Raw genomic sequence first — 17,183 nt, 5'->3', positions numbered from 1 at the left:
ATCCATATAAAAATAAATTTTAAAAATTATAAAGTGAGTTGAATTTTTTCTTTCAGCCTCCTATGGGACGGTTAATTAAAATGGAGTAATTGAGATAAAAAACCACATTAATAAGCTAATTTTTTTAATATCAACTACTAATATTTAACCTTGCCTTTACATTTATTTTTTGGTTTGACCAAAATAAAAAACGGGGCGCTTTAAGCGCCCCGTAATATAGCTCAGACAATACATTTAGCCTACTCGAGGCAAGTTGTTTGTCACTATTTTGACCAGTGTGCCGCTTTCGCGCGTTGCAATTTCTCATAGGCTTTCAGCAGAGACTGATGTGCCGGGAATGCGTGCAGATCGCTGTCTACTGGCTGAAGTCCATAAAACGGCGCTTCACCACTCAGTGCCGCACTTGCCGCTTCAACCGCCTCAGCGCCGTACATGCGGACGAATGCGTTCAGATACTGCAGCGGCTGACGGTCTTCTTCCTGAGACAGCAGCAACAATGTTTGCAGGCAGCGATAGTAGTTTGCACGTTCCGCGCTAAAGACGGAGGCGTTAAATTCCATCGTCCATTCGGTCCACACCAGGGCTTGCTCCAGATCGCCACCGGCCAGCGCCAGCATCACTTTAAGCTCGCCAATACGCAGGGTGTACCAACCGTTATCCGCACCGGTCGCCAGACCGAGCAGCTCGCGCACGCGGGTGAAGTCGTCAAAACCTTCTTCATCCAACTGTTCAATCAGATTGAGGTAGTCTTCTTTATCCCACTCACTGCCTGGCAGCGAGAGAATGGTGTCACGCAGATGGGTGCCCATAGCGTTGTTGGCTAACCACAGATCTTCTGCCGGATAGATGTCAGACATTCCCGGAACAATAATGCGGCACGCGTAAACGCCCAGGTGCTCATAGTCAGCGATATACACTTCTTTATCTTCAGCATTGAAGATGGCCATCAGGGTGGCGAACTCTTCTTCCGTGGTGCCGGAGAAATTCCAGTCAACGAACGGATAGTCGGCATCCTGCTTGAACAGATCCCAGGAGATCAGACCGCTGGAATCGATGAAGTGAGTTTCAAGGTTGGTATGTTCTGCCACTTCCTCATCGTCGAAGGTCGGTGGGGTGAAGACATCAAGATCCTTCAGACCACGGCCCTGCAGCAGTTCAGTCACGGTACGCTCCAGCGCAACGCCGAAATCCGGGTGTGCGCCGAAGGAGGCAAAGCAGGTACCGTTGGCCGGGTTGAACAGGACAACGCAAATCACCGGATACTTGCCGCCCAGCGAGCCATCGTAGGCAAAAATTGGGAAACCTTCCGCTTCCAGTGTGGCGATGGACTCCACCACTGCCGGATAGCGCGCCATCACCTCGGCCGGGATTTCCGGCAGGCTGATGCTTTCGGCGATAATACGGTTCTTCACATGGCGCTCAAAGACTTCAGACAGACCCTGAACGCGAGCTTCGTTAGGCGTGTTACCTGCAGACATGCCGTTAGAAACATACAGGTTGCCGATAATATTCATCGGAATGTAGACGGTCTGGTTATCCGACTGGCGGGTAAACGGCAGGCCGCAGACGCCACGCTCTTCATTACCAGACTGCAGATCGATAAGCATGCTGCCGGTCAGTTCGTTATCTGGATCGTAAAACGCACGCAGACGCGCATCCAGTAAACCTTCTGGAACATCGTCTTCTTCAGTCAGCGGGAACCATTTTTCGTTCGGGTAATGTACGAACGGGCCATTGGCGATAGTTTCGCCCAGCCAGAAATCCGCAAAGAAGTAGTTAGTCGACAGACGCTCAAAGTATTCGCCCAGCGCAGAAGCCAGCGCCGCTTTTTTTGTCGCGCCTTTACCGTTGGTGAAGCACAGCGCGCATTCTTTGTCGCGAATATGTACAGACCAGACGTTAGGGACGGGATTCAACCACGAAGCTTCTTCAATTTGAAAACCGAGGTCGAGCAATTTTTGCTGGAAGCGAGCGATGGAGTCTTCCAGAGCGGCATCTTTGCCGGGGATAAATGTTTGCGTCATGAAAATCACTTTTGTCGTACGGAAAGCGCGCAATGATACGGGTTTTCAATGAACGGCGCTATCGTCGCCGGAGCCCATGCGTAAATAAAAGCATTGGCTATGCTTTCTTACAGCCAATCACGTTTAGAGCATATTAATGAAAGCTTTCGATTTACACCGTATGGCGCTTGATAAGGTGCCCATGGATTTTCTGGGGGAAGTTGCGCTACGCAGCCTTTACACCTTTATATTGGTTTTTCTGTTTTTAAAAATCACCGGACGTCGTGGCGTACGCCAGATGTCGCTTTTTGAAGTCCTCATCATCCTTACGCTGGGTTCCGCTGCGGGAGACGTGGCGTTTTATGACGATGTTCCGATGCTGCCGGTGCTGGTGGTATTTATTACTCTTGCTGTGCTGTATCGGCTGGTAATGTGGCTAATGGCACATAGTGAAAAAATGGAGGACCTGCTGGAGGGCAAACCCGTCGTGATCATTGAAGACGGCGAGCTGGCATGGTCAAAGCTCAATAGCGCCAATATGACGGAATTTGAATTCTTTATGGAACTGCGTTTGAACGGCGTGGAGCAATTGGGACAAGTGAAACTGGCTATTCTGGAGACGAATGGGCAAATCAGCGTCTACTTCTTTGCTGATGAAGACGTAAAGCCGGGGCTCAGTATTCTGCCTAAACGTTGTACGCAACGATTTAAAGTAATACCTGAAGCAGGGGACTATGCCTGCATACGTTGTAGCGAAGTGGTGCAAATGAGCGCCGGAGATCATCAATTATGTCCGCGCTGTGCAAATCCAGAATGGTCGAAGGCCAGTCGGGCAAAACGGGTTACCTGACAGCAAAAATCTCGGTTTTTACCCGTCAATCCGATAGATTCTGTTGTGTGACCGATGACACATTTTTACCCTTGCCAGTTTTACCCATTGCGGCGCGTGTCACTGAATGATAAAACCGATATCCACAGGAATAACTTATACCAATGTCTGTCACCGGATTATCGTCAATGACAGGATGTTGATTGGACAACAACACAACGTGGTGAGGGGAAATGGCTCAGGTCTTCAATTTTAGTTCAGGTCCGGCAATGTTACCGGCAGAAGTACTTAAACTGGCTCAACAGGATCTTTGTGACTGGAACGGTCTTGGCACGTCAGTGATGGAAATTAGCCACCGTGGCAAAGAGTTCATCCAGGTCGCAGAGGAAGCGGAGCAGGATTTTCGCGATCTTCTCAGCATCCCCTCCAACTATAAAGTGTTGTTCTGCCATGGTGGTGGTCGTGGGCAATTCGCGGGTATACCGTTAAATATTCTGGGCGATAAAACCACCGCGGATTACGTCGATGCCGGTTATTGGGCCGCCAGCGCAATTAAAGAAGCGAAAAAATACTGCACGCCAAACGTTATTGATGCCAAAGTCACCGTGGACGGCCTGCGTGCTGTTAAGCCGATGAGTGAATGGCAACTTTCTGATAACGCGGCATACCTGCACTATTGCCCGAACGAAACCATCGATGGCATTGCGATCGATGAAACGCCGAATTTTGCCAGCAACGTTGTGGTCACGGCGGATCTGTCCTCTACCATTCTTTCCGCACCGCTTGACGTTAGCCGTTATGGCGTAATTTATGCTGGGGCACAGAAAAATATCGGCCCGGCCGGCCTGACGATTGTCATCGTCCGTGAAGATTTGCTGGGTAAAGCTCATGTCTCATGCCCGTCAATCCTCGACTATACCGTGCTGAATGACAACGATTCCATGTTCAATACGCCGCCAACCTTTGCCTGGTATCTGTCTGGCCTGGTCTTTAAATGGCTGAAAAAGCAGGGCGGTGTTAATGCGATGGATAAAATTAACCAGCAAAAAGCGGAATTGCTCTACGGCGTAATCGATAACAGCGATTTCTACCGTAACGATGTGGCGAAATCCAACCGTTCACGCATGAACGTACCGTTCCAGCTGGCTGACAACGCATTGGATAAACTGTTCCTGGAAGAGTCTTTTGCTGCGGGCCTGCACGCGCTGAAAGGGCATCGTGTAGTCGGCGGTATGCGTGCGTCCATCTACAATGCCATGCCGCTTGAAGGTGTTAAAGCACTGACCGATTTCATGGTCGATTTCGAACGCCGCCGCGGCTAATCTGCTGTACTTTTCATCCCCACAGCTCGTCTGTGGGGTTTTTATGTCTGTTTTTGAGAGTCGAGTTTCATGGAATCCCTGACGTTACAACCCATTGCGCGGGTGGATGGCACCATCAATCTGCCTGGATCCAAAAGTGTTTCTAACCGCGCTTTGCTGCTGGCTGCATTAGCCAATGGCACCACTGTCCTGACCAATCTGCTGGACAGCGATGATGTTCGCCATATGCTCAATGCTCTGAATGCGTTAGGGATTAGCTATACCCTTTCTGCCGATCGTACCCGCTGCGAGATAGTTGGCAATGGCGGTGTGTTGCACGCAGAAGGTGCAGTTGAGCTGTTCCTTGGTAACGCCGGAACCGCAATGCGCCCTCTGGCCGCAGCGTTATGTCTGGGCAGCAATGACATCGTGCTGACGGGCGAACCGCGCATGAAAGAGCGCCCGATTGGCCATCTGGTTGATGCGCTGCGCCAGGGCGGAGCCAAAATTGACTATCTGGAGCAGGAAAACTATCCACCTTTACGTCTGCGCGGTGGCTTTACCGGAGGCCAGGTTGAGGTAGACGGTAGCGTTTCCAGCCAGTTCCTCACTGCGTTGCTGATGACTGCGCCGCTGGCGCCGCAGGATACGACGATCGCAATTAAAGGTGACCTGGTATCCAAACCTTACATTGATATTACACTGAACCTGATGAAAACGTTTGGTGTTGAAATTGAAAATCAAAACTACCAGCGCTTTGTCGTGAAGGGGCAGCAGCAGTATCAGTCACCGGGTGCATACCTGGTTGAAGGTGATGCTTCTTCCGCTTCCTATTTCCTTGCGGCGGGTGCTATTAAAGGCGGTACGGTAAAAGTTACCGGGATTGGCCGCAACAGCATGCAGGGTGATATTCGTTTTGCCGATGTACTGGAGAAAATGGGTGCAACCATTACATGGGGAGACGATTTTATTGCCTGTACTCACGGCGAGTTGAACGCAGTGGATATGGATATGAACCATATTCCTGATGCGGCGATGACCATTGCAACGGCGGCGCTGTTCGCTAAAGGCACCACGACATTACGTAATATCTACAACTGGCGCGTCAAAGAGACCGATCGTCTGTTCGCGATGGCGACGGAGTTACGCAAAGTGGGCGCGGAAGTGGAAGAGGGGCATGACTTTATCCGCATCACCCCGCCTGCAACATTGCAATTTGCGGACATCGCGACCTACAACGATCACCGCATGGCGATGTGTTTCTCGCTGGTGGCGCTGTCTGACACGCCGGTGACCATTCTTGACCCAAAATGTACCGCCAAAACCTTCCCGGATTATTTCGAACAGCTTGCTCGTATTAGTACATCTGCCTGATTTTATTGCCGCACTTTCGGGTGCGGCACATTCTGACATCTCCGATTGCCTATTTATTCTACACTCAGCTTCAATGATTCTGCATTTTTCACACAAAGATAACGATCGTTGGCGTTGGCGCGTATAATGCGCGGCGTTCACGTTAATGTACGCCCTTTTAAGGAGAAAAAGATGACGGCAATTGCCCCGGTTATTACCATTGATGGCCCAAGTGGTGCAGGTAAAGGCACCTTGTGCAAGGCAATGGCGGAAGCATTGCAGTGGCATCTGTTAGATTCAGGCGCGATCTACCGCGTACTGGCGCTCGCAGCGTTACATCACCATGTTGATGTCACATCTGAAGATGCTCTGGTACCGCTTGCCTCACACCTTGATGTGCGTTTTATCTCAACAGACGGCAACCTGGAAGTCATTCTTGAAGGTGAAGATGTCAGCGGTGAAATACGTACTCAGGAAGTAGCGAATGCCGCCTCTCAGGTTGCGGCGTTTCCCCGCGTGCGTGAAGCGTTATTACGTCGTCAACGCGCATTTCGCGAATCCCCAGGTCTGATTGCTGATGGACGTGATATGGGCACTGTGGTGTTCCCGGATGCGCCGGTGAAAATTTTTCTGGACGCCTCCTCGCAAGAACGTGCGCATAGACGTATGCTACAGTTGCAGGAGAAGGGCTTTAGTGTTAACTTTGAACGCCTTTTGGCCGAGATCGAAGAACGCGATTATCGCGATCGTAATCGTGCTGTAGCGCCGCTGGTTCCCGCTGCTGATGCTTTAGTTTTGGATTCAACCCGATTAAGCATTGAGCAAGTGATTGAAAAAGCGTTACAATACGCGCGCCAAAAACTGGCTCTCGCTTAAGTGCGACCGAATTTGCAGTACCCCCGTTGCAATGGATTGACAGCGGGTATGTTAAACAACCCCATCCGGCATGGAGCCAGGTGGACGTTAAATATGAAACCTGAAGATTAAACATGACTGAATCTTTTGCTCAACTGTTTGAAGAATCCTTAAAAGAAATCGAAACCCGTCCGGGTTCCATCGTTCGTGGTGTTGTTGTTGCTATCGACAAAGACGTAGTACTGGTTGACGCTGGTCTGAAATCTGAGTCCGCCATTCCGGCAGAGCAGTTCAAAAACGCCCAGGGCGAGCTGGAAATCCAGGTTGGTGACGAAGTTGACGTTGCTCTGGATGCAGTAGAAGACGGCTTCGGTGAAACCCTGCTGTCCCGTGAAAAAGCTAAACGTCACGAAGCTTGGATCACGCTGGAAAAAGCTTACGAAGAAGCTGCAACCGTTACTGGTGTTATCAATGGCAAAGTCAAGGGTGGCTTCACTGTTGAGCTGAATGGTATTCGTGCGTTCCTGCCGGGTTCCCTGGTAGACGTTCGTCCGGTCCGCGACACGCTGCACCTGGAAGGCAAAGAGCTTGAATTCAAAGTAATCAAGCTGGATCAGAAGCGTAACAACGTTGTTGTTTCCCGTCGTGCCGTTATCGAATCCGAAAACAGCGCAGAACGCGATCAGCTGCTGGAAAACCTGCAGGAAGGCATGGAAGTTAAAGGTATCGTTAAGAACCTCACTGACTACGGTGCATTCGTTGATCTGGGTGGCGTTGACGGCCTGCTGCACATCACCGACATGGCATGGAAACGCGTTAAGCATCCGAGCGAAATCGTAAACGTTGGCGACGAAATCACTGTTAAAGTGCTGAAGTTCGACCGCGAGCGTACTCGTGTATCTCTGGGCCTGAAACAGCTGGGCGAAGATCCATGGGTAGCTATCGCTAAGCGTTATCCGGAAGGTACCAAACTGACTGGTCGCGTGACCAACCTGACCGACTACGGCTGCTTCGTTGAAATCGAAGAAGGCGTTGAAGGCCTGGTTCACGTTTCCGAAATGGATTGGACCAACAAAAACATCCACCCGTCCAAAGTTGTTAACGTTGGCGATGTAGTGGAAGTTATGGTTCTGGATATCGACGAAGAACGTCGTCGTATCTCCCTGGGTCTGAAGCAGTGCAAAAACAACCCATGGCAGCAGTTCGCGGAAACCCACAACAAGGGTGACCGTGTTGAAGGTAAAATCAAGTCTATCACTGACTTCGGTATCTTCATCGGCCTGGACGGCGGCATCGACGGCCTGGTTCACCTGTCTGACATCTCCTGGAACGTTGCAGGCGAAGAAGCAGTTCGTGAATACAAAAAAGGCGACGAAATCGCAGCAGTTGTTCTGCAGGTTGACGCAGAGCGTGAGCGTATCTCTCTGGGCGTTAAACAGCTCGCAGAAGATCCGTTCAACAACTGGGTTGCACTGAACAAGAAAGGCGCAATCGTAAACGGTAAAGTTACTGCAGTTGACGCTAAAGGCGCAACCGTAGAACTGGCTGACGGCGTTGAAGGTTACCTGCGCGCTTCTGAAGCTTCACGTGACCGCGTTGAAGATGCAACTCTGGTTCTGAGCGTAGGCGACGACGTTGAAGCTAAATTCACCGGCGTTGATCGTAAGAACCGTGCAATCAGCCTGTCTGTTCGTGCTAAAGACGAAGCTGATGAGAAAGATGCAATCGCAACTGTTAACAAACAGGAAGATGCTAACTTCTCTAACAACGCAATGGCTGAAGCTTTCAAAGCAGCTAAAGGCGAGTAATATCGAGTGCTCTAAATCCTTTGTGCTGTTAACGGCACAAAGGGTGACGAGTAGCTTGACAGATTACAGGATTCGTCCTGTAATCAATGACAAAGGGCGGCTACGGCCGCCCTTAATCAATGCAGCAGCTAATTATGCCTTTAAGGAACCGGAGGAATCATGACCAAGTCAGAATTGATTGAAAGACTTGCAACCCAGCAACCTCATATTCCCGCGAAAGCGGTTGAAGATGCAGTTAAAGAGATGCTGGAACATATGGCCTCGACTCTTGCGCAGGGCGAGCGTATTGAAATCCGCGGTTTCGGCAGCTTCTCTTTGCATTACCGCGCACCACGTACCGGACGTAATCCGAAGACCGGCGATAAAGTGGATCTGGAAGGGAAATACGTTCCGCACTTTAAACCAGGTAAAGAATTGCGCGATCGCGCCAATATTTACGGTTAAGTTTTTAGCGAGACTTAACGCCGAGAAAAGCACCCAAATGGGTGCTTTTTTCATTTCTGTCCACCTATCCTGGAATCCTCATCCCAGTTAATTTGTACGTTACAACCATCACTAAATGTCTGCGGAACTCAGGTCGTATAACGATAAATTGATGCCAGACAACCGTCGAAGAGTACTGCACACTCCCTGTAACAGGGAGGTGATTGATGAAAATAACAACGGTGAGTACCTGCGCATTACTCGGTATCCTCCCACTCATGCTATTACCCATGCTGCCAGGCATGTTGTGTATCGGCATTGTATTTTGTCTGGCATGTCTGCTCTGTTTTCTCCCCTACAAATATATGCGTTCCGCCGGACTAACCCTGCTGTTTTTTCTTTGGGGAATCCTGGCCGCGGAAGAGGCTATGTGGGCAGGTAATACGCTGCCTGCGAAAACCCAGCAAGCCATTGTGCGGATAACCGGAACTGACAATATGACAACGCACTACGGCCAGATCACTCACCTTCAGGGGAAACGAATCTTTCCTGCGCAAGGAATCGTCTTGTACGGGCAGTATTTACCCGGTGATGTTTGTGCGGGTCAGACATGGGCGATGACGTTAAAAGTCCGCGCTGTACACGGTCAATTAAACGAAGGCGGATTTGATAGCCAGCGTTACGCATTGGCGCAGCATCAACCGCTGACGGGACGATTCTTGCAGGCTTCGGTAATCACACCACAATGCAGTTTGCGTTCGCGGTATCTCGCCTCGCTGAAAACGGCACTCACCGACTATCCCTGGCAGCAGGTCATACTGGGTCTGGGAATGGGGGAGCGCTTGTCTGTGTCACAAGAGGTGAAAACAATTATGCGTGATACCGGCACGGCTCATTTGATGGCTATCTCCGGGCTGCATATTGCGTTTGCTGCATTACTGACCGCAGGATTGATACGTGCTGGACAATTTTTTATGCCAACAAGGTGGATTTGCTGGCAGATGCCATTAGTGGGTGGAATTGTCTGCGCCACATTTTATGCCTGGCTGACGGGGCTGCAACCCCCGGCATTACGAACGGTTGTTGCGCTGCTAGTCTGGGGGGCGCTGAGACTTATCGGCAGGCAGTGGAGTGGATGGTCGGTCTGGATTTGCTGTCTGGCAGCCATCGTGGTGGTGGATCCTGTTGCTGTTCTTTCGCAAAGCCTATGGTTGTCTGCGTCCGCCGTTGCAGCACTGCTGTTCTGGTACCAATGGGTACCGCTCCCGGACTGGCCGCTGTCGCGTGCTGGACGTCAATTTCTGGCGCTGGCTCATCTGCAATTGGGTATTACGCTTCTGCTTCTTCCCGTGCAAATCGCAATGTTTCACGGTTTTAGTCTGACCTCGTTTCTGGCTAATTTGTTTGCCGTCCCTTTGGTCACGTTTGTTTCCGTACCCTTGATATTAGCAGGCATGATCATGCATTTAGCCGGGACGGTGATGGTTGAATCAAGCCTGTGGTATCTGGCGGATCGTTCTCTGGCGCTGCTATTTTGGGGGCTCAGAAGTCTGCCTGAAGGGTGGATCAATATTGATGCACGCTGGCAATGGCTCGCATTTTTACCCGGAATGATGATTATCGCATGGCGACTAAATATCTTGCGTACGCTACCGGTGGTCTGTTTCTCTGTGCTCCTTTTGCTGAGTGGGCCGCTTTGGCGTGCACCGCGTACTGATGTGTGGCAAGTGCATATGCTGGATGTCGGGCAGGGGCTGGCGATGGTGATCGCGCGAAATGGGAAAGCGCTGCTTTACGATACCGGTCTGGCATGGCCTGAAGGCGATAGCGCACAACATCTGATTATTCCCTGGTTGCGTTGGCATAATCTGGAGCCAGAAGGAATTATTTTAAGCCATGAGCACATGGATCACCGCGGCGGGTTGCACTCCTTACAACAAGCCTGGCCGTCGCTATGGGTAAGAAGTCCGCTGAGCTGGAAAGGTCATCTCCCGTGTTTTCGCGGAGAGCATTGGCAATGGCAAGGGTTAACCTTCAGTGCGCACTGGCCTGTGCGTGGAAATACAGACCAGGGGAATAACCACTCCTGTGTGGTTAAGGTCGATGACGGATATCAGAGTATTCTGCTGACCGGCGATATCGAATCTCCTGCTGAACAAAAAATGCTAAGTCACTATTGGCAGCACCTTCAGTCGACGGTGATGCAGGTTCCACATCATGGCAGCAATACTTCATCATCACTGGCACTCATTCAGCGGGTTGACGGGCAGGTCGCACTCGCCTCTGCATCCCGTTACAACGCCTGGCGTCTGCCGTCCTGGAAAGTGAAGCAACGTTATCGGCAACAAAATTATCAATGGCTGGATACCCCCCATCAGGGACAGATTACGCTGGATTTTTATCAAAAAAACTGGCGCATACGCAGCATGCGGGATCAGATTTTACCTCGTTGGTATCATCAGTGGTTTGGCGTGTCGGAGGATAACGGGTAGAATATGCGGCTATTCTAACAAATGCTGGTTTTTTGAATGCATAACGATAAAGATCTCTCTACGTGGCAGACGTTTCGCCGACTATGGCCAACCATAGCGCCTTTTAAATCGGGTCTGATCGTGGCGGGTATAGCGTTAGTCCTTAACGCGGCCAGCGATACCTTCATGTTATCGCTCCTTAAACCATTACTGGATGATGGTTTTGGTAAAACGGATCGCTCGGTGCTGCTGTGGATGCCGCTGGTGGTCATTGGGCTGATGATAGTTCGTGGCTTAACCAGCTATGTCTCCAGCTACTGTATCTCATGGGTGTCAGGCAAAGTGGTCATGACCATGCGCCGCCGCCTGTTTGGCCATATGATGGGCATGCCCGTCTCCTTTTTTGATAAACAGTCTACAGGGACATTGTTATCACGTATTACCTATGATTCAGAACAGGTTGCATCATCGTCTTCCGGCGCGCTGATCACCGTGGTACGTGAAGGGGCCTCAATCATTGGCCTGTTTATCATGATGTTCTATTACAGCTGGCAGCTGTCGCTGATCCTGATTGTACTGGCACCAATTGTGTCAGTGGCAATCCGTGTGGTTTCCAAGCGCTTTCGTAGCATCAGTAAAAACATGCAAAACACCATGGGGCAGGTTACGACCAGTGCGGAGCAGATGCTGAAAGGCCATAAAGAAGTTCTGATTTTTGGTGGTCAGGAAGTTGAAACCAAGCGCTTTGATAATGTCAGCAACAAGATGCGTTTGCAGGGCATGAAGATGGTTTCTGCTTCTTCTATCTCCGACCCTATCATCCAGCTGATTGCGTCTTTGGCACTGGCTTTCGTGTTGTATGCGGCCAGCTTCCCAAGCGTAATGGAAAACCTGACAGCAGGTACAATTACGGTTGTCTTCTCCTCAATGATCGCATTAATGCGTCCGTTGAAATCTCTGACCAACGTCAACGCGCAGTTCCAGCGCGGTATGGCGGCATGCCAGACCTTATTTACGATTCTGGATAGCGAACAGGAGAAAGATGAAGGTAAACGTGTGATCGATCGTGCTACCGGCGATCTCGAGTTCCGCAACGTGACTTTCACTTATCCGGGACGTGAAGTACCGGCTCTGCGTAACATCAACCTGAATATTCCAGCGGGTAAAACCGTTGCTCTGGTTGGCCGTTCGGGCTCAGGGAAATCCACTCTCGCCAGCCTGATTACGCGATTCTACGATGTTGATGAAGGGCAGATTCTGATGGACGGACACGATCTGCGCGAATATACCCTGGCATCACTGCGCGATCAGGTTGCGTTGGTTTCGCAGAATGTGCACTTGTTTAACGATACGGTTGCCAACAATATCGCCTACGCGCGTACCGATATGTACAGCCGTGAGCAGATCGAAAAAGCGGCACAGATGGCCTACGCTATGGATTTCATCAACAAGATGGACAATGGCCTGGATACGGTGATTGGTGAAAACGGCGTCCTGCTTTCCGGCGGACAACGTCAGCGTATCGCTATTGCCCGTGCCTTGTTGCGTGACAGCCCAATACTGATCCTTGATGAAGCAACATCGGCTCTTGATACTGAATCTGAACGCGCGATTCAGTCTGCGCTGGATGAGCTACAGAAAAACCGTACTTCTCTGGTCATTGCTCACCGTCTTTCAACCATTGAACAAGCCGACGAAATCATCGTGGTGGAGGATGGTCTGATTGTCGAACGCGGGACCCATAGCGAGCTGATTGAGCAGCGCGGGGTGTATGCACAATTACACAAAATGCAATTTGGTCAATGATCGCACGTATCTGGTCTGGTGAATCACCGCTGTGGCGATTGTTACTTCCACTCTCCTGGCTGTATGGCCTGGTGAGTGGCTCGATCCGCTTATGCTACAAGTTGGGGCTTAAACGCGCATGGCGCGCGCCAGTCCCGGTTGTGGTGGTCGGAAACCTTACCGCGGGCGGAAACGGTAAAACGCCGGTGGTGATTTGGTTGGTTGAACAACTGCGACAACGCGGGATCCGCGTGGGTGTGGTGTCGCGTGGTTATGGCGGGAAAGCGACTGCTTACCCGCTGTTGCTAACCGCTGATACTACTACCGCAGAAGCGGGCGATGAACCTGTGCTGATCGCCCAACGTACCGGCGTGCCGGTAGCGGTATCCCCGGTAAGATCGGATGCGGTAAAAGCCATTTTGGCCCAACACGATGTGCAGATTATTGTGACGGACGATGGACTACAGCACTATCGTCTGGCGCGAGATGTTGAAATCGTGGTCATTGACGGCGAACGTCGGTTTGGCAACGGTTGGTGGCTTCCCGCTGGTCCAATGCGGGAACGTGCAGGTCGCCTTAAATCGGTGGATGCGACTATTGTTAACGGTGGCGTTGCGCAGCCAGGGGAAATCCCTATGCGACTTGAACCGGGGCTGGCCGTTAATTTACGTACCGGTGAACGCCGTGATGTGGCGCAATTGTCCAATATTGTCGCCATGGCGGGCATTGGTCATCCACCGCGTTTTTTTGCCACGCTGAAAGCATGTGGTGCCAGCGTGCAAAAAACTATAGCGCTGGCAGACCATCAGTCTCTGACCTACAGTGACGTCAGTGCGTTTGTAGACGCCGGGCAAACGCTGGTAATGACGGAAAAAGATGCGGTTAAGTGCCGGGCATTTGCCGATGAAAACTGGTGGTATTTACCTGTTGATGCACATTTGTCAGGCGATCGGCCTGATGTATTGCTGAATAGCTTAATCTCGCTGACTCGCTAACTGATTCACGCTGCGGCAGCGAATCATTTATGAGGCCATAAATGTCGTTGCCGCGCCTTTCTCTGATGGATGCCCGTCATCTTCACCTTGCTGCTCAAGGTCTGCTGAAAAAAACACGCCGCCGGGCAACCCCGGCAGATATTCTCGCGACCATTTCGCGCATGTCGTTACTGCAAATCGACACCATCAATATTGTGGCGCGCAGTCCTTACCTGGTGCTGTTTAGTCGTTTAGGCGATTATTCCCCCCAATGGCTGGACGACTCGTTACAGCAGGGCGAACTGATGGAATACTGGGCGCACGAGGCCTGTTTTTTGCCGCGCAGCGATTTTATGCTGATACGTCACCGCATGCTGGCCCCGGAGAATATGGGCTGGAAATATAAAGTGGCGTGGATGAAAGAACATGCGCATGAGATTGAGCAACTGCTCCAGCACATCCAGCATAATGGGCCGGTACGCTCAGCTGATTTTGAGCATCCACGCAAAGGGACCAGCGGCTGGTGGGAATGGAAACCGCAGAAGCGTCATCTTGAAGGGTTGTTCACTGCCGGGAAAGTGATGGTCGTTGAACGGCGTAATTTCCAGCGAGTGTATGATCTAACCCATCGCGTCATGCCGCACTGGGATGATGAACGCGACCTGCTTTCGCAGGAAGATGCTGAAAGCGCCATGCTGGATAACAGCGCCCGTAGCCTGGGGATTTTTCGCGAACAGTGGCTGGCAGACTACTACCGCCTGAAGCGCCCGGCGCTAAAAAACTGGTGCAACGAACGGGCGGAACAGCGGCAGATTATTCCTGTCGACGTTGAGGGGCTAGGAGCCTTGTGGCTGCATAGCCACCTTCAGCCGCTGCTTGAACAGGCGCTGGCAGGCAAATTAACGGCGACCCACAGTGCAGTATTATCACCTTTTGATCCGGTGGTCTGGGATCGTAAACGGGCAGAGCAGCTATTCGATTTTAGCTACCGGCTGGAGTGTTATACGCCAGCACCGAAACGTCAGTATGGTTATTTTGTCTTGCCGTTGCTGCATCGTGGACAGTTGGTTGGGAGGATGGATGCCAAAATGCACCGTAAAACGGGTGTGCTGGACGTTATTTCGCTGTGGTTACAGGATGGGGTTAAGCCTGGAGTAACGTTGCAAAAAGGATTGTTTCAGGCGATTGACGATTTTGCCCGCTGGCAACAGGCAACACGCGTGACGCTGGGACGTTATCCTGAAGGTTTATTTGCTGATGCACGCCATGGTTGGGAAATAGACCCAGCCCTTTAAGCGATTATGTTAATATTTACGGATTCACAATCCGGTCCATCTGGAGGAACTATGGATCATCGTCTGCTTGAAATCATTGCCTGCCCGGTATGCAATGGCAAACTCTGGTTTAACCAGGAAAAACAGGAACTGATTTGTAAACTGGATAACCTTGCTTTCCCACTGCGTGATGGCATTCCCGTGTTACTGGAAACCGAAGCCCGTGTTCTGACTGCTGATGAGAGTAAATCATGAGTTTTGTGGTCATTATTCCTGCGCGTTATGCGTCCACACGTCTGCCGGGTAAGCCGCTGTTGGATATCAACGGCAAGCCGATGATCGTGCATGTACTGGAGCGTGCGCGTGAATCTGGCGCTGAACGTATCATCGTTGCCACCGATCACGAGGATGTCGCTCGCGCGGTAGAAGCGGTGGGTGGCGAAGTGTGCATGACTCGCGCCGATCACCAGTCTGGTACGGAGCGCCTGGCGGAAGTCGTCGAGAAATGTGGTTTTAGCGATGATACCGTTATTGTGAACGTACAGGGTGATGAGCCGATGATTCCGGCGGTCATTATTCGCCAGGTGGCTGAGAATCTGGCGCAACGTCAGGTCGGTATGGCGACTCTTGCGGCTCCGATTCACAGTGCCGAAGAGGCATTTAATCCGAATGCGGTAAAAGTCGTGTTGGACGCAGAAGGATATGCTCTCTATTTTTCACGCGCGACCATCCCATGGGATCGCGATCGTTTCGCCAAAAGTCTGGAAACGGTGGGAGACACCTTCCTGCGCCATCTGGGCATTTACGGCTATCGCGCTGGTTTTATTCGCCGCTATGTTAACTGGCAGCCAAGCCCGCTTGAGCATATCGAAATGCTGGAGCAGCTGCGAGTGCTGTGGTACGGCGAAAAAATTCACGTTGCCGTCGCAAAAGAAGTCCCGGGTACCGGCGTAGACACTGCCGAAGATCTTGAGCGCGTTCGCGCCGAAATGCATTAGTTTTTCTCACGGCACTCCTCCCATATTGAGGCGTATTTTTGGGAGGAGTGTCGTATCGTTGCGCTTTCCCTCCACTTTTCTTTTCATCAATTGATCTCATCCGGGTGACATCTGTCTGCACGACGCTCATTATGAAAGCAGTAGCATTTATGAGGGCAATCTGAAATGGAACAGTTGCGTGCCGAACTCAGCCACCTGCTGGGCGAAAAACTCAGTCGCATAGAATGCGTGAATGAAAAAGTGGATACGGCCCTGTGGTCACTGTACGACAGCCAGGGAAATCCGATGCCGCTGATGGCGAGAAGTTTCACCACGCCAGGTATGGCGCAGCAGCTGGCCTGGAAAACCTCCATGTTGGCGCGCAGCGGTACGGTGCGTATGCCCGTCATTTACGGGGTCTTAACCCACGAAGAGCATCCCGGTCCTGATGTGTTACTGCTTGAGCGTTTACGTGGCGTGCCGGTGGAAGCGCCAGCCCGAACGCCCGAACGCTGGGAACATTTAAAAGATCAGATCGTAGAAGGTCTGCTGTCATGGCATCGACAGGATAGCCGTGGCTGTGTGGGAATGGTGGATAACACGCAAGAGAATATCTGGCCATCCTGGTATCGCCAACGTGTTGAAGTGTTGTGGACCACGTTAAATCAGTTCAACAATACCGGGCTGACGATGCAGGATAAGCGGATCCTGTTTCGCACCCGTGAGTGTTTGCCCGCTTTATTTGAAGGATTCAATGATAACTGCGTGCTAATCCACGGTAATTTTAGTTTACGTAGCATGCTCAAAGACGCCCGTAGCGATCAGCTTCTGGCGATGGTCGGACCGGGTTTGATGCTGTGGGCACCCAGAGAGTATGAATTGTTCCGTTTAATGGATAACGCGCTGGCGGAAAGCCTGCTTTGGCAATACCTGCAACGCGCGCCAGTGGCTGAGTCCTTCATCTGGCGGCGCTGGCTGTATGTGTTATGGGATGAGGTGGCGCAACTGGTCAACACCGGACGTTTTAATCGATCTAACTTTGACCTGGCCACGAAATCACTGCTGCCGTGGCTCGCCTGATGAACATGTGAACGCCTTATCCGGCCTACAATTCTGCGCTGAACACGTAG

The 17,183-nt window shown here is 51.3% G+C and carries 14 protein-coding genes; 13 read left to right on the top strand and 1 reads right to left on the bottom strand.

Annotation, left to right across the window (positions count from 1 at the left end; genetic code table 11):
* Positions 1 to 263 precede the first annotated feature (263 nt).
* Positions 264 to 2,024, bottom strand: coding sequence for a 30S ribosomal protein S12 methylthiotransferase accessory factor YcaO (ycaO, locus tag OGY06_RS06495; RefSeq protein WP_020996515.1), 1,761 nt, complete (start codon positions 2,022 to 2,024; stop codon positions 264 to 266).
* 136 nt (positions 2,025 to 2,160) lie between these two features.
* Here ycaO and OGY06_RS06490 point away from each other — a divergent pair, with 136 nt between their 5' ends.
* The 13 genes from OGY06_RS06490 (at position 2,161) to OGY06_RS06430 (ending at position 17,133) form a co-directional block, all read left to right on the top strand.
* Positions 2,161 to 2,853 carry a DUF421 domain-containing protein gene (locus OGY06_RS06490; RefSeq protein WP_003831913.1) on the top strand — a complete coding sequence of 231 codons (693 nt, stop codon included), beginning with the start codon at positions 2,161 to 2,163 and terminating at the stop codon, positions 2,851 to 2,853.
* A 212-nt stretch (positions 2,854 to 3,065) separates the two neighbouring features.
* Positions 3,066 to 4,154 (top strand): 3-phosphoserine/phosphohydroxythreonine transaminase, encoded by a 1,089-nt coding sequence (gene serC, locus OGY06_RS06485; protein ID WP_063940621.1) that lies wholly within the window; start codon positions 3,066 to 3,068, stop codon positions 4,152 to 4,154.
* Positions 4,155 to 4,223: 69 nt separating this feature from the next.
* Positions 4,224 to 5,507, top strand: coding sequence for a 3-phosphoshikimate 1-carboxyvinyltransferase (gene aroA, locus OGY06_RS06480; protein WP_003831919.1), 1,284 nt, complete (start codon positions 4,224 to 4,226; stop codon positions 5,505 to 5,507).
* Positions 5,508 to 5,678: 171 nt separating this feature from the next.
* Positions 5,679 to 6,362, top strand: coding sequence for a (d)CMP kinase (gene cmk / locus OGY06_RS06475; RefSeq protein ID WP_003831921.1), 684 nt, complete (start codon positions 5,679 to 5,681; stop codon positions 6,360 to 6,362).
* Positions 6,363 to 6,475: 113 nt separating this feature from the next.
* Positions 6,476 to 8,149, top strand: a complete 1,674-nt coding sequence (rpsA, locus tag OGY06_RS06470; RefSeq protein WP_003035776.1) for a 30S ribosomal protein S1 — start codon at positions 6,476 to 6,478, stop codon at positions 8,147 to 8,149.
* 159 nt (positions 8,150 to 8,308) lie between these two features.
* On the top strand, positions 8,309 to 8,593 hold the full coding sequence (gene ihfB / locus OGY06_RS06465) for an integration host factor subunit beta (protein ID WP_003035780.1): 285 nt from the start codon (positions 8,309 to 8,311) through the stop codon (positions 8,591 to 8,593).
* 206 nt (positions 8,594 to 8,799) lie between these two features.
* Positions 8,800 to 11,064: a ComEC family protein gene (locus OGY06_RS06460; RefSeq protein WP_286604974.1), complete on the top strand. Its 2,265-nt coding sequence runs from the start codon at positions 8,800 to 8,802 to the stop codon at positions 11,062 to 11,064.
* 36 nt (positions 11,065 to 11,100) lie between these two features.
* Positions 11,101 to 12,849, top strand: a complete 1,749-nt coding sequence (gene msbA / locus OGY06_RS06455; RefSeq protein ID WP_003831926.1) for a lipid A ABC transporter ATP-binding protein/permease MsbA — start codon at positions 11,101 to 11,103, stop codon at positions 12,847 to 12,849.
* Positions 12,846 to 13,823: a tetraacyldisaccharide 4'-kinase gene (gene lpxK / locus OGY06_RS06450; protein ID WP_063940619.1), complete on the top strand. Its 978-nt coding sequence runs from the start codon at positions 12,846 to 12,848 to the stop codon at positions 13,821 to 13,823. The genes msbA and lpxK overlap by 4 nt, the downstream gene beginning before the upstream one ends.
* Before the next feature lie 41 nt (positions 13,824 to 13,864).
* Positions 13,865 to 15,097 (top strand): winged helix-turn-helix domain-containing protein, encoded by a 1,233-nt coding sequence (locus OGY06_RS06445; RefSeq protein WP_063940618.1) that lies wholly within the window; start codon positions 13,865 to 13,867, stop codon positions 15,095 to 15,097.
* A 51-nt stretch (positions 15,098 to 15,148) separates the two neighbouring features.
* Complete coding sequence (gene ycaR, locus OGY06_RS06440) at positions 15,149 to 15,331, top strand: protein YcaR (protein ID WP_003035793.1); 183 nt, start codon at positions 15,149 to 15,151, stop codon at positions 15,329 to 15,331.
* Entirely contained in the window at positions 15,328 to 16,074 is a 747-nt protein-coding gene (gene kdsB, locus OGY06_RS06435) for a 3-deoxy-manno-octulosonate cytidylyltransferase (protein ID WP_003831932.1), read from the top strand. The genes ycaR and kdsB overlap by 4 nt, the downstream gene beginning before the upstream one ends.
* A 165-nt stretch (positions 16,075 to 16,239) precedes the next feature.
* Complete coding sequence (locus OGY06_RS06430) at positions 16,240 to 17,133, top strand: YcbJ family phosphotransferase (protein WP_003831934.1); 894 nt, start codon at positions 16,240 to 16,242, stop codon at positions 17,131 to 17,133.
* Positions 17,134 to 17,183 lie beyond the last annotated feature (50 nt).

Source organism: Citrobacter sp. Cpo147 (genome assembly GCF_030332405.1).
GTDB classification, from domain to species: domain Bacteria; phylum Pseudomonadota; class Gammaproteobacteria; order Enterobacterales; family Enterobacteriaceae; genus Citrobacter; species Citrobacter portucalensis.
Note: the sequence above shows the minus strand (reverse complement) of the source record. Positions and strands in the feature narration are given on the sequence as shown.